Source organism: Micromonospora sp. LOL_024 (assembly GCF_048060415.1).
Taxonomy (GTDB): domain Bacteria; phylum Actinomycetota; class Actinomycetes; order Mycobacteriales; family Micromonosporaceae; genus Micromonospora.
Window position 1 is genome coordinate 1 of record NZ_JBHMIS010000030.1, and the last position, 24,231, is coordinate 24,231.

Annotated in this window: 27 protein-coding genes; 15 read left to right on the plus strand and 12 right to left on the minus strand. The window is 71.0% G+C overall.

The window, feature by feature from the left end; all coding sequences use genetic code 11:
• Positions 1 to 149: 149 nt before the first annotated feature.
• The 3 genes from ACFHWY_RS22940 to ACFHWY_RS22950 are packed head-to-tail and all read left to right on the plus strand — an operon-like array spanning position 150 to position 1,179.
• Positions 150 to 392, plus strand: coding sequence for a hypothetical protein (locus tag ACFHWY_RS22940; protein ID WP_416582310.1), 243 nt, complete (start codon positions 150 to 152; stop codon positions 390 to 392).
• Entirely contained in the window at positions 343 to 612 is a 270-nt protein-coding gene (locus ACFHWY_RS22945; RefSeq protein ID WP_416582311.1) for a hypothetical protein, read from the plus strand. Before ACFHWY_RS22940 ends, ACFHWY_RS22945 begins: the two co-directional genes overlap by 50 nt.
• An 18-nt stretch (positions 613 to 630) precedes the next feature.
• Positions 631 to 1,179, plus strand: a complete 549-nt coding sequence (locus ACFHWY_RS22950; RefSeq protein WP_416582312.1) for a hypothetical protein — start codon at positions 631 to 633, stop codon at positions 1,177 to 1,179.
• A gap of 47 nt (positions 1,180 to 1,226) precedes the next feature.
• On the opposite strand, the gene ACFHWY_RS22955 is transcribed toward ACFHWY_RS22950, so the two are convergent.
• The 7 genes from ACFHWY_RS22955 to ACFHWY_RS22985 form a co-directional block, all read right to left on the minus strand.
• On the minus strand, positions 1,227 to 2,318 hold the full coding sequence (locus ACFHWY_RS22955) for an ABC transporter ATP-binding protein (protein WP_416582313.1): 1,092 nt from the start codon (positions 2,316 to 2,318) through the stop codon (positions 1,227 to 1,229).
• Positions 2,303 to 2,977 carry a molybdate ABC transporter permease subunit gene (gene modB / locus ACFHWY_RS22960; protein ID WP_416582314.1) on the minus strand — a complete coding sequence of 225 codons (675 nt, stop codon included), beginning with the start codon at positions 2,975 to 2,977 and terminating at the stop codon, positions 2,303 to 2,305. The genes ACFHWY_RS22955 and modB overlap by 16 nt, the downstream gene beginning before the upstream one ends.
• A 4-nt stretch (positions 2,978 to 2,981) precedes the next feature.
• Entirely contained in the window at positions 2,982 to 3,779 is a 798-nt protein-coding gene (modA, locus tag ACFHWY_RS22965) for a molybdate ABC transporter substrate-binding protein (RefSeq protein WP_416582315.1), read from the minus strand.
• Complete coding sequence (locus tag ACFHWY_RS22970; RefSeq protein ID WP_416582316.1) at positions 3,776 to 4,171, minus strand: TOBE domain-containing protein; 396 nt, start codon at positions 4,169 to 4,171, stop codon at positions 3,776 to 3,778. Before ACFHWY_RS22970 ends, modA begins: the two co-directional genes overlap by 4 nt.
• Positions 4,172 to 4,545: 374 nt before the next feature.
• Positions 4,546 to 4,719 carry a hypothetical protein gene (locus ACFHWY_RS22975; RefSeq protein WP_416582317.1) on the minus strand — a complete coding sequence of 58 codons (174 nt, stop codon included), beginning with the start codon at positions 4,717 to 4,719 and terminating at the stop codon, positions 4,546 to 4,548.
• Positions 4,716 to 5,837 (minus strand): fatty acid desaturase family protein, encoded by a 1,122-nt coding sequence (locus tag ACFHWY_RS22980; RefSeq protein ID WP_416582318.1) that lies wholly within the window; start codon positions 5,835 to 5,837, stop codon positions 4,716 to 4,718. The genes ACFHWY_RS22975 and ACFHWY_RS22980 overlap by 4 nt, the downstream gene beginning before the upstream one ends.
• 361 nt (positions 5,838 to 6,198) lie before the next feature.
• Entirely contained in the window at positions 6,199 to 6,930 is a 732-nt protein-coding gene (locus tag ACFHWY_RS22985; RefSeq protein ID WP_416582319.1) for a GAF and ANTAR domain-containing protein, read from the minus strand.
• A 136-nt stretch (positions 6,931 to 7,066) separates the two neighbouring features.
• On the opposite strand from ACFHWY_RS22985, the gene ACFHWY_RS22990 reads away from it, so the two are divergent.
• From ACFHWY_RS22990 to ACFHWY_RS23005, 4 genes are all read left to right on the plus strand, one after another.
• Positions 7,067 to 7,516, plus strand: coding sequence for a helix-turn-helix transcriptional regulator (locus tag ACFHWY_RS22990; protein WP_416582320.1), 450 nt, complete (start codon positions 7,067 to 7,069; stop codon positions 7,514 to 7,516).
• 5 nt (positions 7,517 to 7,521) lie between these two features.
• Positions 7,522 to 7,932: a VOC family protein gene (locus ACFHWY_RS22995; RefSeq protein WP_416582321.1), complete on the plus strand. Its 411-nt coding sequence runs from the start codon at positions 7,522 to 7,524 to the stop codon at positions 7,930 to 7,932.
• A gap of 178 nt (positions 7,933 to 8,110) precedes the next feature.
• Complete coding sequence (locus ACFHWY_RS23000) at positions 8,111 to 10,465, plus strand: ATP-binding cassette domain-containing protein (protein ID WP_416582322.1); 2,355 nt, start codon at positions 8,111 to 8,113, stop codon at positions 10,463 to 10,465.
• A 223-nt stretch (positions 10,466 to 10,688) separates the two neighbouring features.
• Positions 10,689 to 10,886 carry a hypothetical protein gene (locus tag ACFHWY_RS23005; RefSeq protein ID WP_416582323.1) on the plus strand — a complete coding sequence of 66 codons (198 nt, stop codon included), beginning with the start codon at positions 10,689 to 10,691 and terminating at the stop codon, positions 10,884 to 10,886.
• A 23-nt stretch (positions 10,887 to 10,909) separates the two neighbouring features.
• Here ACFHWY_RS23005 and ACFHWY_RS23010 read toward each other — a convergent pair whose 3' ends face one another.
• A complete protein-coding gene (locus ACFHWY_RS23010) occupies positions 10,910 to 11,065 on the minus strand; it encodes a hypothetical protein (protein WP_416582324.1) in 156 nt (51 codons plus the stop codon).
• 20 nt (positions 11,066 to 11,085) lie between these two features.
• Positions 11,086 to 11,319 (minus strand): RNA polymerase sigma factor, encoded by a 234-nt coding sequence (locus tag ACFHWY_RS23015; RefSeq protein ID WP_416582325.1) that lies wholly within the window; start codon positions 11,317 to 11,319, stop codon positions 11,086 to 11,088.
• Between the two features lie 225 nt (positions 11,320 to 11,544).
• Here ACFHWY_RS23015 and ACFHWY_RS23020 point away from each other — a divergent pair, with 225 nt between their 5' ends.
• The 4 genes from ACFHWY_RS23020 (at position 11,545) to ACFHWY_RS23035 (ending at position 16,169) form a co-directional block, all read left to right on the plus strand.
• Positions 11,545 to 13,626: a heavy metal translocating P-type ATPase gene (locus ACFHWY_RS23020; RefSeq protein ID WP_416582326.1), complete on the plus strand. Its 2,082-nt coding sequence runs from the start codon at positions 11,545 to 11,547 to the stop codon at positions 13,624 to 13,626.
• Positions 13,627 to 13,732: 106 nt separating this feature from the next.
• The gene (locus ACFHWY_RS23025; RefSeq protein ID WP_416582327.1) at positions 13,733 to 14,326 is read left to right on the plus strand and encodes a copper chaperone PCu(A)C; all 594 of its coding nucleotides are present in this window, start codon (positions 13,733 to 13,735) and stop codon (positions 14,324 to 14,326) included.
• A gap of 17 nt (positions 14,327 to 14,343) precedes the next feature.
• A complete protein-coding gene (locus tag ACFHWY_RS23030; RefSeq protein ID WP_416582328.1) occupies positions 14,344 to 15,543 on the plus strand; it encodes a Dyp-type peroxidase in 1,200 nt (399 codons plus the stop codon).
• A gap of 17 nt (positions 15,544 to 15,560) precedes the next feature.
• On the plus strand, positions 15,561 to 16,169 hold the full coding sequence (locus tag ACFHWY_RS23035; RefSeq protein WP_416582329.1) for a copper resistance CopC family protein: 609 nt from the start codon (positions 15,561 to 15,563) through the stop codon (positions 16,167 to 16,169).
• A 103-nt stretch (positions 16,170 to 16,272) separates the two neighbouring features.
• Here the strand turns inward: ACFHWY_RS23035 and ACFHWY_RS23040 are convergent, their stop codons facing one another.
• Positions 16,273 to 16,608 (minus strand): YnfA family protein, encoded by a 336-nt coding sequence (locus ACFHWY_RS23040; RefSeq protein ID WP_416582330.1) that lies wholly within the window; start codon positions 16,606 to 16,608, stop codon positions 16,273 to 16,275.
• Between the two features lie 79 nt (positions 16,609 to 16,687).
• On the opposite strand from ACFHWY_RS23040, the gene crcB (ACFHWY_RS23045) reads away from it, so the two are divergent.
• Together crcB (ACFHWY_RS23045) and crcB (ACFHWY_RS23050) are read left to right on the plus strand one after the other, a co-directional pair.
• Positions 16,688 to 17,170 (plus strand): fluoride efflux transporter CrcB, encoded by a 483-nt coding sequence (crcB, locus tag ACFHWY_RS23045; protein WP_416582331.1) that lies wholly within the window; start codon positions 16,688 to 16,690, stop codon positions 17,168 to 17,170.
• Positions 17,167 to 17,541 carry a fluoride efflux transporter CrcB gene (gene crcB / locus ACFHWY_RS23050; protein WP_416582332.1) on the plus strand — a complete coding sequence of 125 codons (375 nt, stop codon included), beginning with the start codon at positions 17,167 to 17,169 and terminating at the stop codon, positions 17,539 to 17,541. Before crcB (ACFHWY_RS23045) ends, crcB (ACFHWY_RS23050) begins: the two co-directional genes overlap by 4 nt.
• A gap of 20 nt (positions 17,542 to 17,561) precedes the next feature.
• On the opposite strand, the gene ACFHWY_RS23055 is transcribed toward crcB (ACFHWY_RS23050), so the two are convergent.
• Positions 17,562 to 20,213, minus strand: coding sequence for an HAD-IC family P-type ATPase (locus tag ACFHWY_RS23055; protein WP_416582361.1), 2,652 nt, complete (start codon positions 20,211 to 20,213; stop codon positions 17,562 to 17,564).
• A 196-nt stretch (positions 20,214 to 20,409) separates the two neighbouring features.
• Positions 20,410 to 21,159 carry a potassium channel family protein gene (locus ACFHWY_RS23060; protein WP_416582333.1) on the minus strand — a complete coding sequence of 250 codons (750 nt, stop codon included), beginning with the start codon at positions 21,157 to 21,159 and terminating at the stop codon, positions 20,410 to 20,412.
• Positions 21,160 to 21,470: 311 nt separating this feature from the next.
• On the opposite strand from ACFHWY_RS23060, the gene ACFHWY_RS23065 reads away from it, so the two are divergent.
• Positions 21,471 to 23,081, plus strand: a complete 1,611-nt coding sequence (locus ACFHWY_RS23065) for a potassium/proton antiporter (RefSeq protein WP_416582334.1) — start codon at positions 21,471 to 21,473, stop codon at positions 23,079 to 23,081.
• Between the two features lie 21 nt (positions 23,082 to 23,102).
• A complete protein-coding gene (locus ACFHWY_RS23070) occupies positions 23,103 to 24,143 on the plus strand; it encodes a sodium:calcium antiporter (RefSeq protein WP_416582335.1) in 1,041 nt (346 codons plus the stop codon).
• The last annotated feature ends 88 nt before the right edge of the window (positions 24,144 to 24,231 follow it).

The window sequence follows — 24,231 nt, forward strand, 5'->3', positions numbered from 1 at the left end:
CACCGGCTGGGTGAATACCGCCAGCGCCCGCCGCGCCCACACCATCCCCACCGCAACCCTGGCACTACACGGCATCCCATAACCAACCGGACATTCAAGGACTACTCCGGGGCCCTGCCGTCGAGTCACGCCGCGACTACGCTGCCACGATGAGCATCGCCTACGTTCTGCTGCACAGCCCGCCGGTGGGGCCGTCGACCTGGCATCCGGTGGCCCGGCGGCTGCCGGGCGCGGTGGGGCCGTCGTTCCTGCATCTCGCCGCCGCGCAGCCGCCGTTCTGGCCGGTTGTCGCCGAGACCGTCGCGACCGCCGTCGGGCACCTGTCACCCCGACGCGGAAGCCATGCGGGCGGTCTGCGACGAGCAGCCACGGCTACCGCTCTCCTACTTTGAACAGCACATTCCCGTCCCCGGCGGCTGGGACGCCGGCATCGGATGCGGCTATCTCATGTTCGCGCCACCGGGCCAGGACCGCGACGACGACAAGGCCCGGGAGCGCGGCTGGCGAGTCGAACGCCTGCCATGCCGGCACCTGCACCAACTCGTCGATCCGGACGCGGTCGCGACAGCCATGGAGAGACTGGCGGGCTCGGCTTGGAGTACGGCGCGTTGAGCCGGGTATCCGCAGCATATGGCGCGGTACACGAAGCCCGAGCTACGGGAGAGGCTCAAGGAAGAGATCAAGGCGTCCGACCGGGGCGGCCGGCCGGGACAGTGGTCGGCCCGCAAGTCACAGCTACTCACCCAGGAGTACCAGAAGCACGGCGGCGGCTTCCAGGGCCCGAAGGACGAACGCCAGAAGTCCCTTCAGCGCTGGGGCGACCAGAAATGGCGGAACAGGCAGGGCACCACCCGGGCACGGCACGACGGCGAGACCGACCGTTACCTCCCCGAGCAGGCATGGAACCAACTTTCCGCCAAGCAGCAACGCGCGACCGACACCAAGAAGCGCAAGGAGTCGAAGTCCGGCAAGCAACACGTGGCCAACACCGGGCCGGCCAGGCGCGCGCGTAGGAGCGCCGCGGCAGTGCCGCTCACGGAGCTGCCGGTAGCCGAGGCGACCCGACACGTCCGTGACCTCGACACCAACCAACTCAGGGCGGCGTTGCGCGCAGAACGCGCCGGGAAAGGCCGCAAGACGCTCATCCGACGACTGCAGTCGGCGCTGGACCGCCGCTGACCGGGCCGGCGGCAGGTGAGGTGCCGTCCCGGCGTACCCGGAAAGGCTCACCCGCCGTTCGTCGGCTGCCTGACGAGGTGGACGGCGGTGGCGTTGATGGCGGCGGTGACGTGGCGTCCCCGCCGTAGGTCGAGGTGCTCGCCGGTGGGTCGGGTGACATAGGCGGTCAGGTTGATACCGGCGTCGAGGCTGACCCGCAGGACGGGACCGTCGGGGTTCACGGCGGTGACGACGGCGGCCAGTTGGTTGTGCGAGCTGGCGGGGCGGGTCGCTTCGGACAGTTCGAGGGCGATGTCGTCGCCTCGGATGCAGACCAGGGTGCGGTCGCCGGGATGCAGGTCACGGTGGGAAGTGGCGTGCAGGGTGTGGCCGGCGACGTCGACGTGGGTGAGGTCGCCGAGTTGGCCGGTGACGTGGCCGGTGAGGATGGTGTCGATGCCGACGACGGCGGCTACGGAGGCGCTGACGGGCCGGTTGAACACCTCTTCGACGGGCCCGTGCTGGTGCAGGCGGCCGTCGATGACGACAGCGATGTGGTCGCCGAGGGTCAATGCTTCGGTGCGGTCGTGGGTGACCACGATGGTGGGGATGCCGGCGGCGAGCAGGAGCCGTCGCAGGTCGCCGCGAAGCCGGGTGCGGGTGGGGGTGTCCAGGGCGGACAGCGGCTCGTCGAGTAGCAGCAGTTGTGGTCGGGTCGCCAGGGCGCGGGCCAGGGCCACGCGTTGGGCTTCGCCGCCGGACAGGCCACGGGTGGGCCGGTCGTGCAGGTGGGCGGCGTCGGCGTCGGCGAGGGCCTGACGGACACGGGCGGAGCGCTGCCGGCGGGGCAGGTGGTGCAGGCCGTAGCCGACGTTGCCGGTGACCGACAGGTGCGGGAACAGGGCGTGGTCCTGGAACAGGTAGCCGATCCGGCGGCGGCGGGTGGGCAGGTGGATCCGTTCGGCGTCCCAGAGTTGGTCGCCGAACTGGATGTGGCTGCCCGACTCGGGGCGGTCGAGGCCGGCCAGGCAGCGCAGCAGGGTGGTCTTGCCGGCGCCGGACGGACCGAACAGCACGGTGACCGGTGCGCGGCCGGCGTCGAGGCTCAGGTACAGGTCGCACACGTGCCGGCGGATGCGGGCGGTCAGGGTCGCGGCCATCGGGCACCTCGTCCGCGGCGCAGGCTGTAGAGGATGGTCAGGACGAGCAGGGCGAAGCCGAGCATCGCTGCGCTGGTCCGCGCCGCAGTCGCGTAGTCGAACGCCTGCACGCTGTCATAGATGGAGATCGACACGGTACGGGTGGCACCGGGAATGTTGCCGCCAACCATGAGTACGACACCGAACTCGCCGACGGTGTGGGCGAAGGTGAGCACGGTGGCGGTGGCCAGCCCGGCCCTGGACAGCGGCAGCGTCACCCGCAGCAAGGTGCCGGCGCGACCGCGGCCGAGCACGGCGGATGCCTCCAGCAGCCGCCGGTCCAGCCCGGCGAACGCGGCGACCAGGGGTTGCACGGCGAATGGCAGGCTGGACAGCACGGAGGCGACCAGCAGGCCGGTGAAGGTGAACGCCAGCGTCGCCCCGGTGGTTTGCTGCCACCAGCGGCCGAACGGTGACGCCGTACCAAGCGCGGTGAGCACGTAGAAACCGAGCACGGTCGGCGGCAGCACCAGCGGCAGCGCGATCACGGCCTCCACCACCACGGCGATCCGGCGGCGTGACGACGCCAGCCAGGCCGCGACCGGCACGGCCAGTGGCAGCAGGATCAGGGTGGTCAGGCCGGCCAACCGTGCGCTGACCCAGATCGCCTGCCAGTCCACGGGGTCAGGACCCGGGCAGGTGGAAGCCGTGCCGCCTCAGGATGGCCGTTCCGTCGTCGCCGGTGAGGAACTCGCGTACCCGGACGGCTGCGGCCCGGTCGACCGCGCCGGCCAGGACCACTCCGCCCTGGTTCAGGCGGGGGAAGGACTCCAGCGGCACCTCGACGTGCTGGCCGCGGTCGGCCAGTTGCGGCGCCAGCGCCAGCGACAGTGCGATCACCGACGCACCGGCGTTGCCGGAGGCAGCGAACTCCGCGGCCTGCGCCACGTTCTCCCCCAGCACCAGCCGCGACTCGATCCGCTCGTTGACGCCGGCGCGGCGCAGCGCGGCGACCGCCGCCTTGCCGTACGGGGCGTGCTCGGGGTTGGCGATCGCGACCTTGCCCACCGCCGGGTCGGCCAACGCCGTCAGCCCTTTCGAGAGGTCGGCCGGGGAGTCGTGCGGAACCCACAACACCAGCCGGCCGACCGCGTAGTCGAACACGTCCTGCTGGGCGGCAAGCCCCGCCTCGGCCAGCCGGACGGGGTAGGACAGGTCGGCTGACAGGTACACGTCAAACGGGGCACCGTTGCTGATCTGCTGGTAGAACGTGCCCGACGAGCCGTAGGTGGTCTGCAACCGCACCGGCGTTTCGGCCTTCGCCAACACCGCCGAGACCTCCTCCAACGCGAACTTGAGATCGGCCGCCGCGGCCACCCGTACCATCTGTTGGCCGGCCGGGACCGCCGGCCTCCCGCCGGCACACCCTGTCACCAACGCCATCACCGCGACCAGGGCGACGGTCGCCCGCAGCCGGCTCATCCGTGGGCCTGCCCGGTCGTGATGACCACCGTGGTGGCCTTGACGACGGCCGTGGCCAGCACCCCGGGCCGTAGGCCCAGTTCCTCGGCGGCTTCGCGGGTCATCAGCGACACCAGCCGGAATCGGCCCGCGGCCATGTCGACCCGCGCCATCAATCCGTCCATGGACACCTCAGTGACAATTCCGGCCAGGCGGTTGCGGGCCGACGTGCGACCCGCGTCTTCCACGGCGGTCTGTCTCCGCGCGAACCCGGCGAGGATCTCGCCGTCGACGACCTGTCGGCCGGCGGTGTCGCGGGTGGCCGGCAACCGGCCGGAGGTCACCCAACGGCGCACCGTGTCGTCGCTGACGCCGAGCAGCTCGGCCACCTCACTGATCCGATATTGCGGCACAAGGACAACGTTACTACCGCATCTGCGGGCCCCGACAGCCATGTCGTCCGCGAATCGCTCGGGTGCCACCAGCGCCCGCTCTGATCGGCACGGCACCGACCTGCTGGCCGCGAAGGCCACCGACGACCGGCGCAGACCGCCGTGATCGGGCCTCTCAAGGCCACCGACCACGTCGACCCGAGCCGGGGTGTCGACTTCACCGGGTACGCGATGCCGACCATCATCGGCGGGATCAAGCGCTACTTACGCCTGGCGATCACCGCGGCGAACAGCAAGATGCACGTCTCCCGTCTCGTCGCCCGCGCCCTGACCACCCTGCGTCCCACCTCTGCGACGTTCCCAGCTGAACCTGAGCCCCGACCATCGGTTCACGCTCAAGGGGACGGCGCGACCGCGAAATCGGCCGGGTCTAGACGCAGGGTGGCGAGCAGACCGGCGTGCTCCCTGGTGTCCACACAATCCGGTAGTTCGCGCGCGACCCAGTCGGCCCTGGCCTGCTGGCCCCGCCCGCGGAGAACATCGACGATCTCCTGTTTGGCGATCCTCATCGGGTACTCCCTGTCGAGTCGTCCGGGGCGGGCGTCGTCGCGGCCGGGGTGGAGACGCCGGAGACCACCAGGTTGTCCGGGTGCGGGGCGCTGCGGCCCACGGTGTGCAGGTGGTGCACCGCCTGTCGGTAGGAGTCGAGGAGGGTGGTTTCGAGGTAGGGCACGCCGCGTTCGGCACAGTAGGCACGGACGATCGGTCGGGCGTGGCGCAGAGCCGCGCGGGGCATGCTGGGGAACAGGTGGTGTTCGATCTGGTGGTTCAGGCCGCCGAGCAGGAAGTCGGTCAGCCGGTTGCCCCGGACGTTGCGGGAGGTGAGGACCTGGCGGCGGAAGAAGTCCGTGTCGTCGTCCGCGGCGAGGATCGGCATGCCCTTGTGGTTGGGCGCGAAGGCAAGGCCCAGGTAGACCCCGAAGAGGCCCTGCTGGACGACGACGAAGACCAACGCCTGCAACGGCGACAGCACTGCGATGACCACGGCGAGGTACCCGACGGTGTGCAGCCCGAGCAGCACCGCCTCGCGGCCACGCTCCCGATAGCCGGATCGGAACAGCGCCCGGACGCTGGCCACGTGCAGGTTGAGACCTTCGAGCAGCAGCATCGGGAAGAACAACAGGCCCTGGTGACGGGCGACGAAGCGGCCGAAACCGCGCCGCAGACGGGCCTGCGCCGGCGTGAACACGATGGCTTCGCCCGATATGTCGGGGTCGAGGCCCTCCTGGTTGGGGTTGGCGTGGTGGCGGTGGTGCTTGTCGACCCACCATCCGAATGCCAACCCGATCGCCAGGTTGCCGTGCAACAGCCCGACCAGGTCGTTGGCCCGCCGGGACCGGAAGATCTGCCGGTGGCCCGCGTCGTGGCCGATGAACCCGGTCTGGGTGAACATCACGGCCAGGAACACCGCGGTGACCAGTTGCCACCAGGAGTCTCCCAGCAGCACGAATATCGTCCAGCCGGCCACGACGAGCGCGGCGTTGATGGCGATCCTGATCCCGTAGTAGGTCGGGCGGCGGTCGAGCAGGCCGGCCTGCCGTACCCGGCTCAACAGCTCGGCGTAGTCGCTACGGCGACGCGGCGACCCGGGTCGCCGCTGTGGGGTGGTCGAGTCGATGGTGCTCACGAGATCCTTCCGGCAAATCGACGTTCAGTGACGGCTGCACAGGTCCCCGCCGATACGCATCACCGGTGCCGGATCGCCGGGCGCATCGGCCTCCGGACCGGTGCCGGGGTGTACCGGGCGGGTGATAGTGGCCGTGCGGGATTGCGACGGCAGCGGGTCAGCGGCCTCAGCTGGACGATTCGGTCGTTGATCTCGGGACCAGACCGCACGTTGCTGGTGCGTGCGGTCTGGTCATTGCGGACCTTCATTCGACGGCGTTGCGCGAAGTACGCGAGTCGAAGCCGTCGGGGTCCGGGACGACACCGCCAGCCTACTCCCCGGCCGGCCCTCAGGCTCTGTCGAGATGTCGGATCCACCCCGATCAGGCGGAGAGGTTCGCGGCCGAACCGGAAGCCAGCTGCTCGGTGCCGTTGACGACCGCTCGGGCCAGGTCGGACAGCCGCCGGTTACGGCTGCGGGCGCCGTTGCGTAGCAGCGTGAACGCCTCGCCCACGTCCACCCGGAGGCGTTCGGCGAGGACACCCTTGGCCTGCTCGATCAGCACCCGGCTGTCCAGCGCGGCCTGCAACTGCTCGGCGAGCATGTCACGCTGGTGGACGGCCCGCTGGTGGAGCAGCCCGATGGTGGCCACGTCCGCCATGGCCTGCCCGACCCGGATCTTGGCCTCGTCGAGCGCACCCGGCCGGGTGTCGCAGAGGTTCAGGGCACCGATGATCTCGGACCGGAGGCGCATGGGCAGGACGTGAACCGCGGCGAAGCCAAGTTCGGTCGCGGCGGGGGCGAATCGGGGCCACCGGTGACCGGCGGCCCGCAGGTCGGTGACCGACACCGGCCGACCGGCGCGAAAGCAGTCGACCGATGGCCCCTCGTCAGTCTGCAGCTGGAACAGCCCCAGCAGCCGGGCGCGTTCGGAGGAGGCTGCCACCACCCGGAGGATGTTCTCCTGGTCGGTTACCAGCAATCCGGCCGCTGAGACACCCAGCAGGTGCACACACCGGTCTGCGAGCACATGCAGGAAGTCGATCATGTCAAATTCGTCGACGAGCGTGTCGGCCAGTTCCACCAACACGTCGAAGAGCTGGATCTCGGTCATATTTCCACCCTCGGCATACGATAGTTCTCACCCGGGGCCCACCGGCGCCGATCGTGTCGACGACCCGGCAGGGGATCCTCCCGGGCGACCCGCCGCCCGCTGGGCAACCGCGGTGCGCCGTGGCACCATCACCGTGGTGACCGGCCGACCCGCTCCAGAGCAACGACTGCGCGACCTGGCGCTGCTGCGGCGCGTCCGGGACCGGATCGACCGGGAGTACGCGAAGCCGCTGGACGTCGAGGCACTCGCCCGGGGGGTGAACATGTCGGCCGGGCACCTCAGCCGTCAGTTCCGGCTCGCCTACGGCGAACCGCCGTACGCATACCTGATGACGCGGCGAATCGAGCGGGCGATGGCGCTGCTGCGCCGTGGCGACCTCGGCGTCACGGAAGTCTGCTTCGCGGTCGGTTGCTCGTCGCTGGGCACCTTCAGCACCCGCTTCACGGAGCTGGTCGGCGTGCCGCCCAGCGCCTACCGCGTCCAGGCCACCCGCGCGATCATCGGGATACCGCCCTGCCTGGCGAAACAGGTGACCAGACCGATCAGGAATCGAGAAGCGCGGGGCGCGGCGCCGCACCTAGCGTGATCGCCATGGACATCACCATTCACTACACCTTCCTCCCGCAGAACGATCCCGAGGCCGCCCTCGCCTTCTACCGCGACACCCTCGGCTTCGAGGTGCGCAACGACGTCGGGTACGAGGGGATGCGCTGGATCACGGTCGGTCCCGAGAAGCAGCCGGGCACCTCGATCGTGCTGCACCCGCCCGCCGCCGACCCCGGCGTCACCGAGGACGAGCGCCGTACCATCGCCGAGATGATGGCCAAGGGCACGTACGGTGCCGTCACCCTGGCCACCCCCGACCTCGACGGCGCCTTCGCGCGGCTGGAGTCCAGCGGCGCCGAGGTCGTCCAGGAGCCGACCGAGCAGCCGTACGGCGTCCGTGACTGCGCGTTCCGTGATCCGGCGGGAAACCTGGTTCGGATCAACGAGGTCGGCTGACCGCGGGCGTCACGTGCAGCTGGGTGTGGCCGCGGTGACGCCAGCCGAAGCCACGTTTTCGTCGCATTGGGCTGGTTGGATCGAGTCAAGCGACGCCGACGGGGGACCGCGAGGGTGGCCCCCCGTGGCAGATTGGGACAGGATGAGCATGCCAACGAGGGGCACATCGCAGTCGGCCATGCCGCACAGCGCCGACAGCCACGACCTGATCCGGGTGCAGGGTGCGCGGGAGAACAACCTCCGCGACATCAGCGTCGAGCTACCGAAGCGTCGGCTGACGGTGTTCACCGGCGTTTCCGGCTCGGGCAAGAGTTCCCTGGTGTTCGGGACGATCGCCGCGGAGTCGCAGCGGCTGATCAACGAGACCTACAGCACCTTCGTGCAGGGCTTCATGCCGACGCTGGCCCGGCCGGAGGTCGATGTCCTCGACGGGCTGACCACCGCGATCATCGTCGACCAGGAGCGGATGGGTGCCAACGCCCGGTCCACCGTCGGCACCGTGACCGACGCCAACGCGATGCTGCGCATCCTCTTCAGCCGGCTCGGCCGGCCGCACATCGGCTCCCCCAAGGCGTTCTCCTTCAATGTCGCCTCGATCAGCGGCGGCGGCGCGGTCACCATCGAGCGCGGGGGCACCACGACGAAGGAGCGGCGCAGTTTCAGCATCACCGGTGGCATGTGTCCACGCTGCGAGGGCATGGGCCGGGTCACCGACTTCGACCTGTCGGCGCTCTACGACGACAGCAAGTCGCTCAACGAGGGCGCGATCACCATCCCCGGCTACAGCATGGACGGCTGGCAGGGCCGCATCTTCCGTGGCTGTGGTTTCCTCGACCCGGACAAGCCGATCCGCAGGTACACCAAGCGGGAGGTCGCCGACCTGCTCCACAAGGAGCCCACCAAGATCAAGGTTGAGGGGATCAACCTGACGTACGTGGGACTGATCCCGCAGATCCAGAAGTCGTTCCTGGCCAAGGACGTCGAGGCGATGCAACCACACATCCGTGCCTTCGTGGAGCGGGCGGTGACGTTCACCGCCTGCCCGGAGTGCGGTGGCAGCCGGCTCAGCGCGGCGGCCCGGTCGTCGAAGATCAAGGGCATCAACATCGCCGACGCCTGCGCGATGCAGATCAGCGACCTCGCCCAGTGGCTACGCACCCTGGCCGAGCCCTCCGTCGCGCCGCTGTTGGCGGCGCTGCGGCACACCCTCGACTCGTTCGTGGAGATCGGGCTGGGCTACCTCTCGCTAGACCGACCGTCGGGCACCCTGTCCGGCGGCGAGGCGCAGCGCACCAAGATGATCCGCCACCTCGGGTCGGCGCTCACCGACGTCACGTACGTCTTCGACGAGCCCACCATCGGTCTGCACCCGCACGACATCCAGCGGATGAACGGCCTGCTGCTGCGGTTGCGGGACAAGGGCAACACGGTTCTCGTCGTGGAGCACAAGCCGGAGACGATCGCGATCGCCGACCACGTGGTCGACCTCGGGCCGGGCGCCGGCACCGCGGGCGGCACCATCTGCTTCGAGGGCACCGTCGAGGGGCTACGGGGCAGCGGCACCGTCACCGGTCGCCATCTCGACGACCGGGCCACCCTGAAGGAGGTTGTCCGCACGGCCACCGGGCGGCTGCCGATCCGAGGCGCGTCGAGACACAACCTGCGCGACGTCGACGTCGACATCCCGCTGGGCGTGCTGGTCGCCGTCACCGGCGTCGCCGGCTCCGGCAAGAGTTCACTCATCCACGGGTCGATCCCCGCCGGTGCGGATGTGGTGTCCGTCGGCCAGGATCCGATCCGCGGTTCGCGTCGGAGCAACCCGGCGACGTACACCGGGCTGCTCGACCCGATTCGCAAGGCGTTCGCGAAGGCCAACGGCGTGAAGCCGGCGCTGTTCAGCGCCAACTCCGAAGGCGCGTGCCCCAACTGCAACGGCGCCGGCGTGATCTACACCGACCTGGCGATGATGGCCGGGGTCGCCACCACCTGCGAGGAGTGCGGGGGTAAGCGGTTCCAGGCATCGGTGCTGGAATACCACCTCGGCGACCGCGACATCAGCGAGGTGCTCGCGATGCCGGTGAACGAGGCCGAAAAGTTCTTCGGTGCGGGTGACGCGCGCACCCCGGCCGCGCACGCCATCCTCGACCGGCTCGCCGACGTCGGGCTCGGCTACCTCAGCCTCGGCCAGCCGCTCACCACACTCTCCGGTGGCGAACGGCAGCGGCTCAAGCTGGCCACCCACATGGCCGACAAGGGCGGCGTCTACGTCCTCGACGAGCCGACCACCGGTCTGCACCTGGCCGACGTCCAGCAGCTGCTCGGCCTGCTCGATCGGCTCGTCGACTCGGGCAAGTCGGTCATCGTCATCGAGCACCACCAGGCGGTCATGGCGCACGCCGACTGGATCATCGACCTGGGTCCCGGTGCCGGCCACGACGGCGGCCGGCTCGTCTTCGAGGGTACGCCGGCAGAGCTGGTCGCCGCCCGGTCCACGCTCACCGGCGAGCACCTCGCCGCCTATGTCGGCGCCTGACGGAGGGCCGGTGAGATCGCGTTCGTTGAGGTCGTGTGCCGAGAAGTAGCCGTCCAGGACGCGTCGGAGTGGCCGAAGACGGGTATCGTCGGTGTCGACGGGCAGTCGCCCGCGACCGGGGTACCGCAATCGGGCCCAGCACGAGCGCCGGACTTCACGGCATCACGCGGCAGGGATCTCCCGCGTACCGATGCGCCCCGCTCCCCCTCAAGAAGGATTTTGCATGACTTCGAACGACGAATACGCCTCAGCGTTGTTTCTCGCCGCGCCCAGCCTCGACGAGCCCGAGGACTCGGGCACCAGCGTCGACGGCAGCGAAGAGGCGATGCGACGGCTGCGCCACCCGTTCGCGGTGTCGCCGGCCGCCCCCGCACGCGGGGGGCCGGCGATGACCGGCGAGCGCCCGGAACGACGTAACTGACCTGGCGACGGCCGCCCGACCAGCTACCGCTGCCGCTGCTCCGCGGGTAGGCAGTTCGCGGCCGGCCGGCCGTGGATCACGATTCCACCCGGTCTGGTGTAGCACTGGTCGAGCTGGTCCTCGGGCTGGAACAGCGGGCGTCGGTCGAACTCCGCGCCCCGGTCGTCGTAGCTGACCAACTCGGGGCCGCTCTCAGTGGTCAGCCGCTGTACCGGTCCAGGTAGCCAGTCGCGGTGCGGCCACCGGCTGGTCGCGCCCCACCGGTCGGTGCCTGGGCGATGTCCTCGGCCGCCGACCACGATCCGGTCAGCCGGAACGCGTGGTTGTAGACCGCGCGGGAGTACCGGTCGAAGAGCGACCCGAAGGCCATCTCCTCACCAGCGGCTATCGAGGACCAGAGGGCCTCGTCCGGCGGCCGGAGCTGATGCGTCACACCACACTATGGCCGACACAGCCGTTCCTGTTGCGGCCCTGCGGTGCACCTCAGCCGCCGAGCGCCACTCGATCATGTACTGCGATGTGCGCGCGCCTGGCGTCGCCGCCTGGCCATCTGCGGCAGCCTTCCGCGCCGTCGACCTGACCAGGAAGCGCATCCAATACCCCCTCCGGGTATAAGGTCGGTGGTGAGGAGGCGATTCGGTGGTAAGGAGGCGATGACGTGTCCCATGCCGACGCCCAGCAGTACGCAGCGCAGCACGGCGGGCACGGTCGGCACGACAAGCACGCCGGGCACGACCCGAAGGTGTTCCGCCGCAAGTTCTGGCTGAGCCTGGCGCTGACCGTGCCGATCGTGCTCACCAGTCACATGGTGATGGACTGGTTCGACTACCAGCTGGACTTCCCCGGGATCGACCTGGTGGGGCCGGTGCTCGGCACCGTGATCCTCGGCTACGGCGGTGCGCCTTTCCTCCAGGGCGCGGTACGCGAGATCCGGGACCGCGCACCGGGGATGATGCTGCTCATCGCCATGGCGATCACGGTGGCCTACGTGGCGTCCCTGGCCACCTCGTTCGGCGCGTTCGACCTCGACTTCTGGTGGGAACTGGCTGCGCTGGTCACCGTCATGCTGCTCGGGCACTGGCAGGAGATGAAGGCGATCGGCCAGGCACGGGGGGCACTGTCGGCGCTGGCCGCGCTGCTGCCGGACGACGCCGAGCGGCTCGACCCGGACGGGCAGCCACAGCGGGTGCCCGCGACCGACCTTCGCGTCGGCGATGTGGTGCTGGTCCGGCCGGGTGCGCGAGTTCCGGCGGACGGGCAGGTCGTCGAAGGCCGGGCCGAGATGGACGAGTCGATGATCACGGGTGAGTCCAGGCCGGTCTCCCGACCGACCGGTGACCAGGTGGTGGCCGGCACGGTGGCCACCGACGCGGCACTGCGCGTCCGGATCAAGGCGGTCGGCGACGACACCGCGCTCGCCGGCATCCAGCGGCTCGTGGCGCAGGCGCAGCAGTCCAGCGGCCGGGCGCAGGTGCTCGCCGACCGCTTCGCCGCCGGGCTGTTCTACATCGCCACCGCGACCGCCGTGGTCACCCTCGCGGTCTGGTCCGTGCTGGGCAACCTGGACGAAGCAGTCGTACGCACCGTGACGGTGCTGGTCATCGCCTGCCCGCACGCACTCGGCCTGGCCATCCCGCTGGTGATCGCACTGTCCACGGCGGTAGCGGCGAAGAGCGGCATCCTGATCAAGGACCGGCTGGCCCTGGAACGGATGCGCGGTGTGGACACCGTGCTCTTCGACAAGACCGGCACGCTGACCCGGGGCCAGCACACCGTCACCGACGTCGCCGTAGCCGGACCAGACGCAGCCGGACCGGGCACGGCCGGCCTCACCGGAAGGGAGGTGCTCGGCATCGCGGCGGCGGTGGAGGCCGACAGCGAACACCCGCTCGCCCGGGCGATCGTCGCGGCGGCCGGGCAGCAGCGGGATCGGCGAACGGCGAACGGATTCCACGCGCTGACCGGCCGCGGGGTACGCGCCGAGGTCGACGGGTCGAGCTACGCCGTCGGCGGCCCGGCGCTGCTGCGGGAGTTCGACGCCACTGTCCCCGAGGACCTCGCCGACCGCGAACGGGAGTGGTCCCGGCGCGGGGCCTCGGTGCTGTACCTGCTGCGGCTCTCCGGTGACCAGGCCAACCTGCTCGGCGCCCTCGCGCTCGAGGACGAGGTGCGCCCGGAGGCCCGGCAGGCCATCGCCGACCTGAGGCAGCAGGGCATCCGGAAAATCGTCATGATCACCGGAGACGCCCGCCCGGTCGCCGAGGCGGTCGCCGCCGACCTGGGGTTCCGCTCCGGCGAGGACGAGGTCCTGGCCGAGGTGCTCCCGGCGGACAAGGACGACGCGGTGACCGAGCTGCAACGGCGTGGGCTGCGGGTGGCGATGGTGGGCGACGGAGTCAACGACGCTCCGGCACTGGCCCGCGCCAACGTGGGCATCGCGATCGGCGCCGGCACCGACGTGGCCATCGAGTCTGCCGGGGTGGTACTCGCCTCGTCCGACCCGCGCGGCGTGACCGGGGTGATCCGGCTGTCCCAGGCCACGTACCGGAAGATGGTCCAGAACCTGGCCTGGGCCGCCGGGTACAACGTGGTCGCGCTGCCGCTCGCCGCCGGTGTCCTGGCCTGGGCCGGTGTGACGTTGAGCCCGGCAGTCGCGGCGGTGCTGATGTCGGCCTCCACCATCGTGGTGGCGCTCAACGCCCAGCTGCTACGCCGGGTCGAGCTACGTCCGCCCGACTGAGCACCGTGCCGTTGGCCCAGGGTGATGGGGGTTACGGGTCGGGGTGGAACTTAGTGGGGGGCGTCGGCGACCAACCTGGTAACGCCGATCTTCGAGGGGAACTTCCATGCCCACCTTCCTGTCCCACCGGCTGGTGCGTCCGGCCGTCCTGTTCACCGGTGTCGTCCTGGCCGTGTCGGTGACCGGCTGCGGATCGTCCGACGACGCGTCGACGGCCGGGCCCAGCCCGTCGGCCTCCGCCTCCGCCGTCCCCAGCGCCGAGGCCGGCGTGCTGGGCATCCAGGACCCGTGGGTGAAGGCGGCCGACGAGGGGATGACGGCGGCCTTCGGCACACTTGTCAACAACACCGACGCCGACGTCACCATCACCGGAGCCAGCACCACCGTGTCCCCGACGGAACTGCACGAGATGGCGATGCAGGACGGCAAGATGGTCATGCAGGCCAAGGAGGCTGGTGTGGTCATCAAGGCCGGCGGCGAGCACAAGTTCGAACCCGGCGGCGACCACCTGATGCTGATGAACCTCAACCAGCCGGTGAAGGCCGGCGACGAGCTGACCTTCACCCTCACCTTCGCCGACGGCCGGACCCAGACGTTCACCGCGGTGGCGAAGCCGTTCACCGGGGCACAGGAGAGTTACGCCCCCGGGCACGGCGAGCCGATGCCGCACACGTCCGCCAGCCACAGCCCGGCGCCGTGACCCCGAGCAGCCGGCCGGTGAGCCGTCGCGGCCTGCTCACCGGCGGGGCCCTGGCGGCCGGCGGCACCCTGGCCGGTGCCGCCGCGGTCGCCGCCGCCCGCGGCGAGGCACCGGCACCCGCGTCCACACCGGAACAGGTGGCGGCGCCCGGCGAGGCGGTCGAACCGTTCCACGGCGACCGACAGGCCGGGGTCGCCACCGAACCACAGGCGCACGCCGCATTCGTCGCGTTCACCTTGCACCCCGGCACCGACCGGGCCGCCCTCGGCCGGCTGCTGCGCCTGCTCTGCGACGACGCCGCCCGGCTCACCCAGGGACGGCCGGCGCTCGCCGACACCGAGCCGGAGCTGGGGTTGCTGCCCGCCCGGCTGACCGTCACCTTCGGCTTCGGCCCGGGACTGTACGCCGCCGCGGGACTCCATGAGCGCCGCCCTTCCTCGGTGGCCGAGCTGCCACCGTTCTCGATCGACCGGCTACGACCGGCCTGGTCCGGCGGGGACCTGCTGGTCCAGATCTGCGCCGACGACCCGATCACCGTCGCGCACGCCCAACGGGTCCTGATCAAGGACAGCCGCCCGTTCGTGACGGTCCGCTGGGTGCAGCAGGGCTTCCGGCGGGCCGCCGGAACCGAGCCCGGTCGCACCCAACGCAACCTCTTCGGGCAGCTCGACGGCACCGCCAACCCGAAGCCGGGCGCGCCGCTGGACACCGCAGTCTGGGTGCCGGACGGGCCGGACTGGCTGCGTCACGGCAGCACCCTGGTGGTGCGGCGGATCAGCATGAACCTGGAGTCCTGGGACCTGCTCGGCCGCAACGACCGGGAGCTGGCCGTCGGCCGGCGAGTGGGCACCGGAGCCCCGCTGACCGGCGTCGCCGAGCACGACGAGCCCGACTTCTCCGCGCTCGGCCCCGACGGACTGACAGTCATTCCGGACTTCTCCCATCTGACCAGGGCACACGTCACCGACGACCGGTTCCGGATCCTGCGCCGCCCCTACAACTACGATGGAGTACCCACCGCCGACGGCACCGCCGACAGCGGCCTGATCTTCGCGTCGTACCAGGCCGACATCGCGACCCAGTTCCTGCCGATCCAGCGGCGGCTCGCCGAACGGGACCTGCTCAACGAGTGGGTCACCCCGATCGGCTCCGCCGTGTTCGCAATACCCCCCGGTTGCCCGGAGGGCGGGTGGATCGGCCAGCAGCTGCTCGACTGACGAGGAGAACGACCGCCATGCTCATCCGTCTCCGCCGGCCGCTCACCGCCGGCTGCCTTGCCGCCACGTTGACCGCCGCAGCCATGCTGATCGGGCCGGTGGCTCCCGCGTACGCGCACAACGTGCTGCGTAAGGCGACGCCCGCCCAGGACGCCGAACTCACCAAGTCACCAACCGAGATCACCCTGGAGTTCATGCAGAAACTGAACCCGTCGTTCACCACCATCACGCTCAGCGACGCGAACAAGCAGACGGTGGCGACCGCTGATCCGGAGGTGACCGGGGTGAAGGGCACGATCGCCATCGACGCACCGCTGGCCAACGGCGTCTACACCGTCGCCTACCGGGTCGTCTCGACCGACGGGCACCCGGTGCAGGGGTCCTACAAGTTCACTGTCGCCGACCCGGCGGCCACCGCCGAACCCGCCCCCAGCGCCAGCCCCGAGCCGAGCGCGTCGGCCACCCCGGCCGCCCCGCCGACCTCCGCCGCCGCTGCCAGCCCCGCCGCGAACGACTCGTCCGGCGGATCGGGCACCACGGCGCTGCTGGCCGGCGCCGGGGTGCTGATCGCCCTGATCGCCGGCGCGGCGGTGTTGCTGCTGCGTCGTCGGCCAGGGCATCGGTGACGGCACTGAGGGAGGCTGCGACCCGCGCATCGAAACAGCAGTCCGGACCGTTACGCCGGCTCAAGCGGTGCCAGGGGAAGGCGGGTGTCCCCGGCGCCGGACCTCAGGCACCGCGGGGGGCGTACATGATGACGGTGACGCCGAGCAGGCAGATCGCCGCGCCGGTGATGTCCCACCGATCCGGGCGGAAGCCGTCGAAGACCATCCCCCAGGCGAGCGAACCCACGACGAAGATCCCGCCGTACGCGGCCAGGACGCGGCCGAAGTTCGGGTCGGGCTGGAAGGTGGCGACGAAGCCGTACGCGCCCAGGGCCAGGACTCCGGCGGCGACGAACCAGAGCCCCCGGTGCTCACGCCAGCCCTGCCACACCAGCCAGGCCCCGCCGATCTCGGCAACCGCGGCCAGGACGAACAGCAGCACGGAACGCAGCACGGTCACCCGCCGCACCCTACCCCCCGCCCGACGCTATCCTCGGCCTCTGGGCCTGCAGGGCACACGTGCTGGTAGGGGGTGACCCGTGCGGCCGGAGCGACCGCCCACCGATCCGGATGTCGACCTCAGCGTCCCGCGTCAGCGTGCGGAACTGCGGAGCGGCACCGGAAGTCTGCTCGCCGCGATCGCCGTCGGCGGCATGGTCGGTGCGGTGGCGCGGCACGGGCTGAGCATCGCGCTTCCGCACCCGCCCCAGGGCTTCCCGTGGGCCACCTTCACCGTCAACGTCTCGGGCTGCCTGCTCATCGGAGTGCTGATCGTGCTGATCACCGAGGCGTGGACGGCGCCACGGCTGGTCCGGCCCTTTCTCGGCGTCGGCGTCCTCGGCGGCTACACCACCTTCTCCACGTACGTCGTCGAGGTGCAGCAGGCGGTGGCAGCCGGCGCGGCGCGGACCGCGCTGCTGTACCTCGCCGGCACCCTCGTCGCCGCTCTCGCGGCGGTGCGGGTCGGCGTGACCCTGACCCGGCTGGCGACCGGCCCGCGCGGGCAGCGGAGCCCCGGATGACGGTGCTCCTCGTCGCGCTGGGTGCCGCCCTCGGCGCGCCGCTGCGCTTTTTGGTGGACCGGGCGGTGCAGACCCGCCACGGCTCTTCCTTCCCCTGGGGCACCTTCACCGTCAACGTGCTGGGCTCGTCCGTCCTCGGCGTCCTGATCGGTGGCGCGGCGGCGGGCGCAGTGCCCGGCTCGCTGGTCGCCCTGCTCGGCGTCGGTCTGTGCGGGGCGCTTACGACCTACTCGACCTTCGGCTACGAAACCGTCCGGCTCTTCGAGGACGGAAACCGCGGCTCCGCACTGATCAACGCCGGGGTCAGCGTCGTGGCCGGCCTCGGTGCCGCATTCGTCGGGGTCACCATCGCCGAGGCGATCTGGACCTGATCCGCCGGCGGCTCGACGGGTCAGCCGAGGTTCCTGCGCAGCCGCTTGTCGACGGCCACCACGAGGGCGGCCACCACTCCGACCCCCAGAATGCGCAGCCACACCGCCACACCGATGGGCGCGGTACCGAAGATGTCGTTCATCGGCGGCAGGTACGTGATGGCGAGCTGGCACAGGGCCTGCGCCGCTACTCCGAGCAGCAGCCAGCGGTTGGTGAAGAACCCGACCCGCCACGCGGAGCGGGTGAGCGACCGGCAGCTGAACAGGTAGAACATTTCGACCACCACGAAAAGGTTGAGCGCGGCGGTACGCGCCTGCGCGACATCCGCGCCGTTCGACCGCTCCCACTGGAAGATCCACCACGCGCCGGCCACCAGCAGCGTGGCCACCAGCACGACGCGGAGCGTCAGTGCGGCGGTGAGCAGCGGCCGGCCCGGGTCGCGGGGCGGCCGTCGCATGATGCCGGCCTCCTTCGGCTCGAAGGCGAGCATCAGACCGAGCAGGACCGCAGTGGTCATGTTGATCCACAGGATCTGGGTGGGCAGCAGCGGGAGGGTGGCACCCAGCACGATGGCGACCAGGACCACCAGCCCTTCGCCCAGGTTCGTCGGCAACGTCCAGACGATGAACTTGGTGATGTTGTCGAAGACGCCCCGGCCCTCCTCGACGGCGGCTTCGATGGTCGCGAAGTCGTCGTCGGTGAGGACCATGTCGGCGGCCTCCTTGGCGACCTCGGTGCCGGAGCGGGCCATCGCGATGCCGATGTTCGCCTGCCGGAGGGCCGGGGCGTCGTTGACCCCGTCACCGGTCACCGCGACGACGTGGCCACGCCGCTGGAGCGTCTCGACCAAGCGGAGTTTCTGCTCCGGGGAGACCCGGGCGAAGACCGCGGCGTCTTCCACCACGTCGGAGAACCCTTCGGCGGGCAACCCGTCGAGATCCGTGCCGGTGACCACCCGCTCCCGGCGGCCCTCGTCGAGCAGGCCGAGTTGACCGGCGATGGCGCCGGCCGTCGCCGCGTGATCGCCGGTGATCATCTTGACGCCGATGCCCGCGGTGTGACAGGCCCTGATCGCCGGGGCAGCGGCGCTCCTGGGCGGATCGAGCATCGCCTGCAACCCGGTGAGGACCAGGGCACCGGGCAGGGACGACTCGTCGAAGCCGTGGTCCGCGTCGTCCGGCGGGCGCACTGCGGTGGCGAGCACCCGGAGCCCTCGGCCAGCCAGTTCCTCGGCCGCGCGGAGGGCGGCTTCGGCGCGTACCGGCCGGAGTGCCCCGTCGGCACCCATCTCGGCCCGGCACATCGGCACGATCCGCTCGACGCTGCCCTTGGCCAACACCACCGCGCGGCCCGTGGCCCGCTCGTCGTGCAGGGTCGCCATGTACTGCCGGGTCGAGTCGAAGGGGATGGTGTCCCGGCGTGGGTAGTCGGCGGCCAGCTCGTCCTGGTCGATCCCGGCCTTGACCGCGACCGCCAGCATCGCGCCCTCGGTCGGGTCGCCGGCCAGCGTCCACCCGCCGTCCTGCTCGCGGATCCGGGCGTCGTTGCACCCCGCGCCGGCCAGCAGGGTCCAGCGCAGCGCCTCGCTGTTGCGGCCATCGTCGTTGATTTCGCCCTCCGGCTGGTAGCCCGAGCCGGTCACCTCGTACCCGCCGTCCGGGGTCCACAGCGCCCGGACCGTCATCTGGTTCTCGGTCAGGGTGCCCGTCTTGTCGGAGCAGACGACCGTGGTGCTGCCCAGCGTCTCGATCGCCGGGAGGCGGCGGATCACCGCCCGCTGCCGGGCCATCCGGGTGACCCCGATGGCCAATGTGATCGTGACCGCCGCCGGCAGCCCTTCGGGTATCGCCCCCACGGCGAGCGCGACGGCGGCGGTGAACGTCTCGACCGCGTCCTGGCCTCGGAGCAGGCCGACCGCGAAGGTCACCGCCGCCAGCACCAGGATGACCACGGTCAGCACCTTGCTGAACCGTGCCAGCTTGCGGGTCAGTGGGGTGGCCAGCACCTCGGCCGCCCCGACGAGGCGGTGGATCTGTCCCAGCTCGGTATCGGCGCCGGTGGCCACCGTGATCCCGGCGCCGCTGCCGGCCGCGACCAGGGTGCCCGACCAGACCATGTTGCGCCGGTCGACCACCGGCGTCCCGACCGGCAGCTCCGCCTCCAGCTTGTCCACCGGCACCGACTCACCCGTCAGCGCCGACTCGTCGATCCGCAGCTCGGCCAGCCGGACCAGCCGCAGGTCCACCGGCACCTTGTCGCCCGCCTCCAGCCGCACCAGATCGCCGGGGACCAGCTCGTCGGAGGAGATCGCCCGCACCTCGCCGTCACGGACCACCCGTGCCTCGGTACGCACCAACGAACGGAGGCTGTCCAACGCCGCCTCGGCCCTGGACTCCTGGGCGTACCCGATCGCGGCGTTGATCAACACCACCGCGAAGATCACCGCGGAGTCGACGTACTCCGCAAGAAGCGCGGTGACCACGCTGGCGGCGATCAGCACGTAGATCAGCGGATTGTGGAACTGCCGCAGAATCCGGCGCAGCACACCGCCGCCCTCCGCGGCGGGCAGCACGTTGCGGCCGTAACGCTCCAGGCGTCGGCTGGCCTCCGCGCTGCCCAGACCGCGCTGCGGGTCCGTGGCCAGCAGCAGCACCACCTCGTGGGCGGACATGCCGTGGTGTTCGTCCGCACGCGACGTCCCAGCCGACTGTTCGAGCGTCACAGTCACCCCGCCGAGGATCAGAGAACGAACCACGTCCCGCCGGCCCGGGCCGCCGTCTCCGTTCGGCGGCCGGCAGGACGCGGCACCTCCAATGTTCCGGGACGAACTGCTCCTGACAGGCCGGAACGCCTGATCGCGTAGCCGCTCACCCGGTCTGGCGCTCGTCCGCGTCGAGGCGCTGCCGTAGCGCGACGATCTCGGACCGCAACGCCGCCACGTCCTCGCTGGTCGCCGCCGAAGGCTTGTCTACGCCAGCCGATACACGCTCGACGATCCAGGTCGCCAGCGACCCGGTGACGAAACCGATCAGGCCGATCCCACCGATCATCAGACCGAGAGCGACGAAACGTCCCGTCATGGTCACCGGATAGAAGTCGCCGTAGCCGACGGTGGTGATGGTGACCGTGGACCACCACAGCGCGTCGTCGAAGGCGACGATGTTGGAATCCGGCGCAGGTCGCTCGGCGTCCAACACAGCCAGCGCCGAGACCAGCACCAGCAACGCCGTGGTGGCGGCGACGTAGACCGCCAGCCGACCGCGCGCCCACACCTCGGTCCGGCGGTTGATGGTCAGCACGATCATGATCAGGCGCACCGCGCGCAGCGGTCGTAGCATCGGCAGCGCCAACACCACGAAATCGAACAGGTGCTCCCGCACGAACCGTCGCCGATCCGTGGCCAGCCACAGCCGTACGACGATGTCGGCCCAGAACAGCAACCAGACGGCGACCGTCGTCGCGGCGCAGGCGGCCCGCCCGGCCGGACTCAGGTCGGGATACAGGATCGGTACGGCGTACACCACCAGAAACACCACCGACAGCACGGTGAGCGGGGCAGCGGACAGCCGCTCCCAGGCACCCAGCCGGTCCGTCCCCTGTGCCGTCACACCGCTCATCAGCCAACTCCCGCTGTCTCGTAGTCCGCGTGGCCCGGGGAGCCATCGTCGCGCGGTGGGTACCGGGTCCTGTCGGCGGGCGGCGGTTCGGCGCCCGCACCGGTGTGAGTGCTCACGCTGCGCGTTCGGTGGCTGCCCGACCGGTAACGTGAAGGGGGGCACACCGTGGCACGGGCTCACCGTCGGCCGACCGGCCGGCCGGTGGTGCCTGCGCGACCCGTGGGGGCGGGTGATCGGCGTTCTCCCGAGATCCGGCGCGACGGTTGAGGGAGCGGAATCATGGGTCGACGATGCGTGGAACGAGTACGGCGATGACCCTGGAGCAGGTCTACCTGCTGATGATCGCCGCCGCGGCGACAGTGTTGGTCAGCGTCGCCGCGGCGCGGGTCGCCAGCCGGGTCGGCGTACCGGTGCTGCTGGCGTACCTCGGAGTCGGGCTGCTGCTCGGCGAGGATGGGCTCGGCCTGCGCTTCGACGACGCCGCCCTGGCCCAGGCCCTAGGCACGGCCGCCCTCGCGATGATCCTGGTCGAAGGCGGCTTGACCACCCGGTTCTCCGACATCCGGCCGGTACTGGCCCCGGCGACGGTGCTCGCCACCGCCGGGGTGCTGATCAGCGTCGGCGTCACCGCACTCGGCGCGTATCTGTTGCTCGACGTCTCCTGGCAGCTGGCCCTGCTGCTGGGCGCGGTGGTGTCGTCCACCGACGCGGCCGCGGTCTTCTCCGTGCTGCGGACCCTGCCGCTACCGCGGCGGCTGGCCGGGCTGGTGGAGGCCGAATCCGGCCTCAACGACGCGCCCACCGTCATCCTGGTGCTCGCGTTCAGCGCCACCAGCCTGACCGCGACCAGCCCGCTGGCTTTGCTCGTGCAGATCATCTACCAGCTCGGCGTCGGTGGCGCCGTCGGCATCGCGATCGGCGCTGCCGGCGTGTGGTTCCTGCGCCGGCTCACCCTGCCCGCCTCCGGCCTGTACCCGATCGCCACCTTCGCCTGCGGCATTCTCGCCTTCGCCGCCGCCGGAACGGCCCAGGCCAGTGGCTTCCTCGCCGCCTACCTCGCCGCGCTGATCCTCGGCAACGCCCAGCTGGCCCACCGCCGGGCCACCGTGTCGGTCGCCGAAGGACTCGGCTGGATCGCCCAGATCGGCTTGTTCGTGATGCTCGGTCTGCTGGTCAACCCCGGCGAGTTGCCCGCCGCGATCCTGCCCGCCCTGACCATCGGCTCCGTGCTGCTGCTACTCGCCCGGCCACTGTCGGTGCTGCTCACTCTGCTGCCCTTCAGGATTCCGCTGCGGGAGCAGTTGCTGCTGTCCTGGGCCGGGCTGCGCGGTGCCGTGCCGATCGTGCTGGCCACCATCCCCGTCGTGGCCGGGGTTCCCGGCAGCGAGCAGTTGTTCAACATCGTCTTCGTGCTGGTGGTGGTCTTCACCCTGGTCCAGGCTCCGACGCTGCCGTGGCTGGCAAAGCGGCTACGGCTCAGCACGGCCGGGCTCGGCCCGGACCTCCAGGTCGAATCCGCACCGCTGGACGCGATCGACGCGGACCTGCTGCATCTCACCGTCGAACCGGATTCCCGGATGCATGGGGTGCACATCCGCGAGCTGCGGCTGCCTCCGCCAGCCGCGACCACCCTCGTGGTACGCGACGGCACCGCCTTCGTGCCCGGCCCGGGTACCCGGCTGCGCCACGGCGACCAACTACTCGTGGTGACCACGCCGCACGTCCGGGATCGCACCGAGCGCCGCCTGCGGGCGGTCGCCCGGGCCGGCCGGCTCGCCCACTGGCGCGGCGAGCCCGGCGACCCCGACGGGCCGGCCGAGCCCCGGGCCCGCCCAGCCACCGTCCCGGTCGACCCGCGCCCGGCAACGCCGGTCGTCGCCGGCGAGGAGCCGTCGGTGGCCCTCGTCCGATCGGCCGGCTGAGCAGCGGCGCGGGCGGGCGGCATGCCGGACCTGCTGACGGCTTCGTGGCCGCTGAGCTGGAGCATCGGTGTCTTCCTGGTCGCCGGGGTGTTCACCGTTCTCGGCAGCATCCGGCTGGTCGCGCTGGGCGACACCCTCGCCGACCGTACGGGCTGGGGTGAGGCGCTGTTCGGGGCGGTCTTCTTCGGCCTGGCCACCTCGCTGTCCGGGATCGTGATGACGGTGGTCACCGCGGCCGGCGACCAGCCGCAGCTCGGCTACGGCAACGCGGTCGGCGGCATCGCCGCGCAGACCACCGCGGTGGCGGTGGCCGACGCCTTCTACCGCCGGGCCAATCTGGAACACGCGGCGGCGTCGCTGTCGAACATCCTCTTCGGTACCCTGCTCATCGCCATGCTGTCGCTGGCCCTGCTGGGCAGCTTCGCGCCCGAGGCCACCGTCGCCGGGCTGCATCCCGCCTCGTACGCGATGGTCGGCTGCTATCTCGGCGGCCTGCACCTGGTCCGGCAGGCCGGTGCCAGGCCGCCCTGGCAGGCCGTCGCCACCGCCGAGACCCTCCCGGACATCCCCCATGAGCACGGCGACCTGGACCGCCGGAGCTCGGCGTGGCTGTGGCGGAGGTTCGTCGCCGTCGGCCTGATCGTCGCCGTCGGCGGGTGGGGCATCGCGCTGGCGGCCGAGAATCTGCTCCAGGCCACCGGCCTCAGCGTGGGCTTCGTCGGCGCGGGCCTGATGGGCGCGATCAACGCTCTGCCCGAGACGGTCACCGCCGTGGCCGCCGTCCGGCGCGGCGCCCCCACCCTGGCCATCGCCGCCGTCCTCGGCGGCAACAGTCTGGACGCGCTCAACCTCGTGATCGGAGATGTCGCCTACCGTGGCGGATCGATCTACCACGCCGCCGGCAGGGAGGAACTCTTCGTCACCGCCACCGCCCTGTTCATGACCGCCATCCTGCTCGGCGGGCTGCTGGTCCGGCAGGCAGGCGGGTGGGGTCGGCTCGGCTTCGAGGGGGTCGTGCTCCTCGGCACGTACGCCGTGATGACCGTCGTGCTCGTGGCCTGAGAGGCCAGCCCGGCCCACGGCCCGGAAACTGTCCACCGAGATCCGCGTGGCGCGGGGTACCCGGTGCGCCGGCCGTCAATCTGAGCGT

Bases quoted from the DNA above. Each gene is read 5' to 3' on its own strand.
- ACFHWY_RS23035 (WP_416582329.1), top strand. From the start codon at position 15,561: ATGCTCATCCGTCTCCGCCGGCCGCTCACCGCCGGCTGCCTTGCCGCC.
- ACFHWY_RS22950 (WP_416582312.1), top strand. From the start codon at position 631: ATGGCGCGGTACACGAAGCCCGAGCTACGGGAGAGGCTCAAGGAAGAG.
- ACFHWY_RS23055 (WP_416582361.1), bottom strand. From the start codon at position 20,213: ATGTCCGCCCACGAGGTGGTGCTGCTGCTGGCCACGGACCCGCAGCGC.
- ACFHWY_RS23070 (WP_416582335.1), top strand. From the start codon at position 23,103: ATGCCGGACCTGCTGACGGCTTCGTGGCCGCTGAGCTGGAGCATCGGT.
- ACFHWY_RS22945 (WP_416582311.1), top strand. From the start codon at position 343: ATGCGGGCGGTCTGCGACGAGCAGCCACGGCTACCGCTCTCCTACTTT.
- modA (WP_416582315.1), bottom strand. From the start codon at position 3,779: ATGAGCCGGCTGCGGGCGACCGTCGCCCTGGTCGCGGTGATGGCGTTG.
- crcB (WP_416582332.1), top strand. From the start codon at position 17,167: ATGACGGTGCTCCTCGTCGCGCTGGGTGCCGCCCTCGGCGCGCCGCTG.
- ACFHWY_RS22985 (WP_416582319.1), bottom strand. From the start codon at position 6,930: ATGACCGAGATCCAGCTCTTCGACGTGTTGGTGGAACTGGCCGACACG.
- ACFHWY_RS22975 (WP_416582317.1), bottom strand. From the start codon at position 4,719: ATGAGGATCGCCAAACAGGAGATCGTCGATGTTCTCCGCGGGCGGGGC.
- ACFHWY_RS22940 (WP_416582310.1), top strand. From the start codon at position 150: ATGAGCATCGCCTACGTTCTGCTGCACAGCCCGCCGGTGGGGCCGTCG.
- ACFHWY_RS22995 (WP_416582321.1), top strand. From the start codon at position 7,522: ATGGACATCACCATTCACTACACCTTCCTCCCGCAGAACGATCCCGAG.
- ACFHWY_RS23025 (WP_416582327.1), top strand. From the start codon at position 13,733: ATGCCCACCTTCCTGTCCCACCGGCTGGTGCGTCCGGCCGTCCTGTTC.
- ACFHWY_RS23005 (WP_416582323.1), top strand. From the start codon at position 10,689: ATGACTTCGAACGACGAATACGCCTCAGCGTTGTTTCTCGCCGCGCCC.
- ACFHWY_RS23060 (WP_416582333.1), bottom strand. From the start codon at position 21,159: ATGAGCGGTGTGACGGCACAGGGGACGGACCGGCTGGGTGCCTGGGAG.
- ACFHWY_RS22955 (WP_416582313.1), bottom strand. From the start codon at position 2,318: ATGGCCGCGACCCTGACCGCCCGCATCCGCCGGCACGTGTGCGACCTG.
- ACFHWY_RS23065 (WP_416582334.1), top strand. From the start codon at position 21,471: ATGACCCTGGAGCAGGTCTACCTGCTGATGATCGCCGCCGCGGCGACA.
- ACFHWY_RS23000 (WP_416582322.1), top strand. From the start codon at position 8,111: ATGCCGCACAGCGCCGACAGCCACGACCTGATCCGGGTGCAGGGTGCG.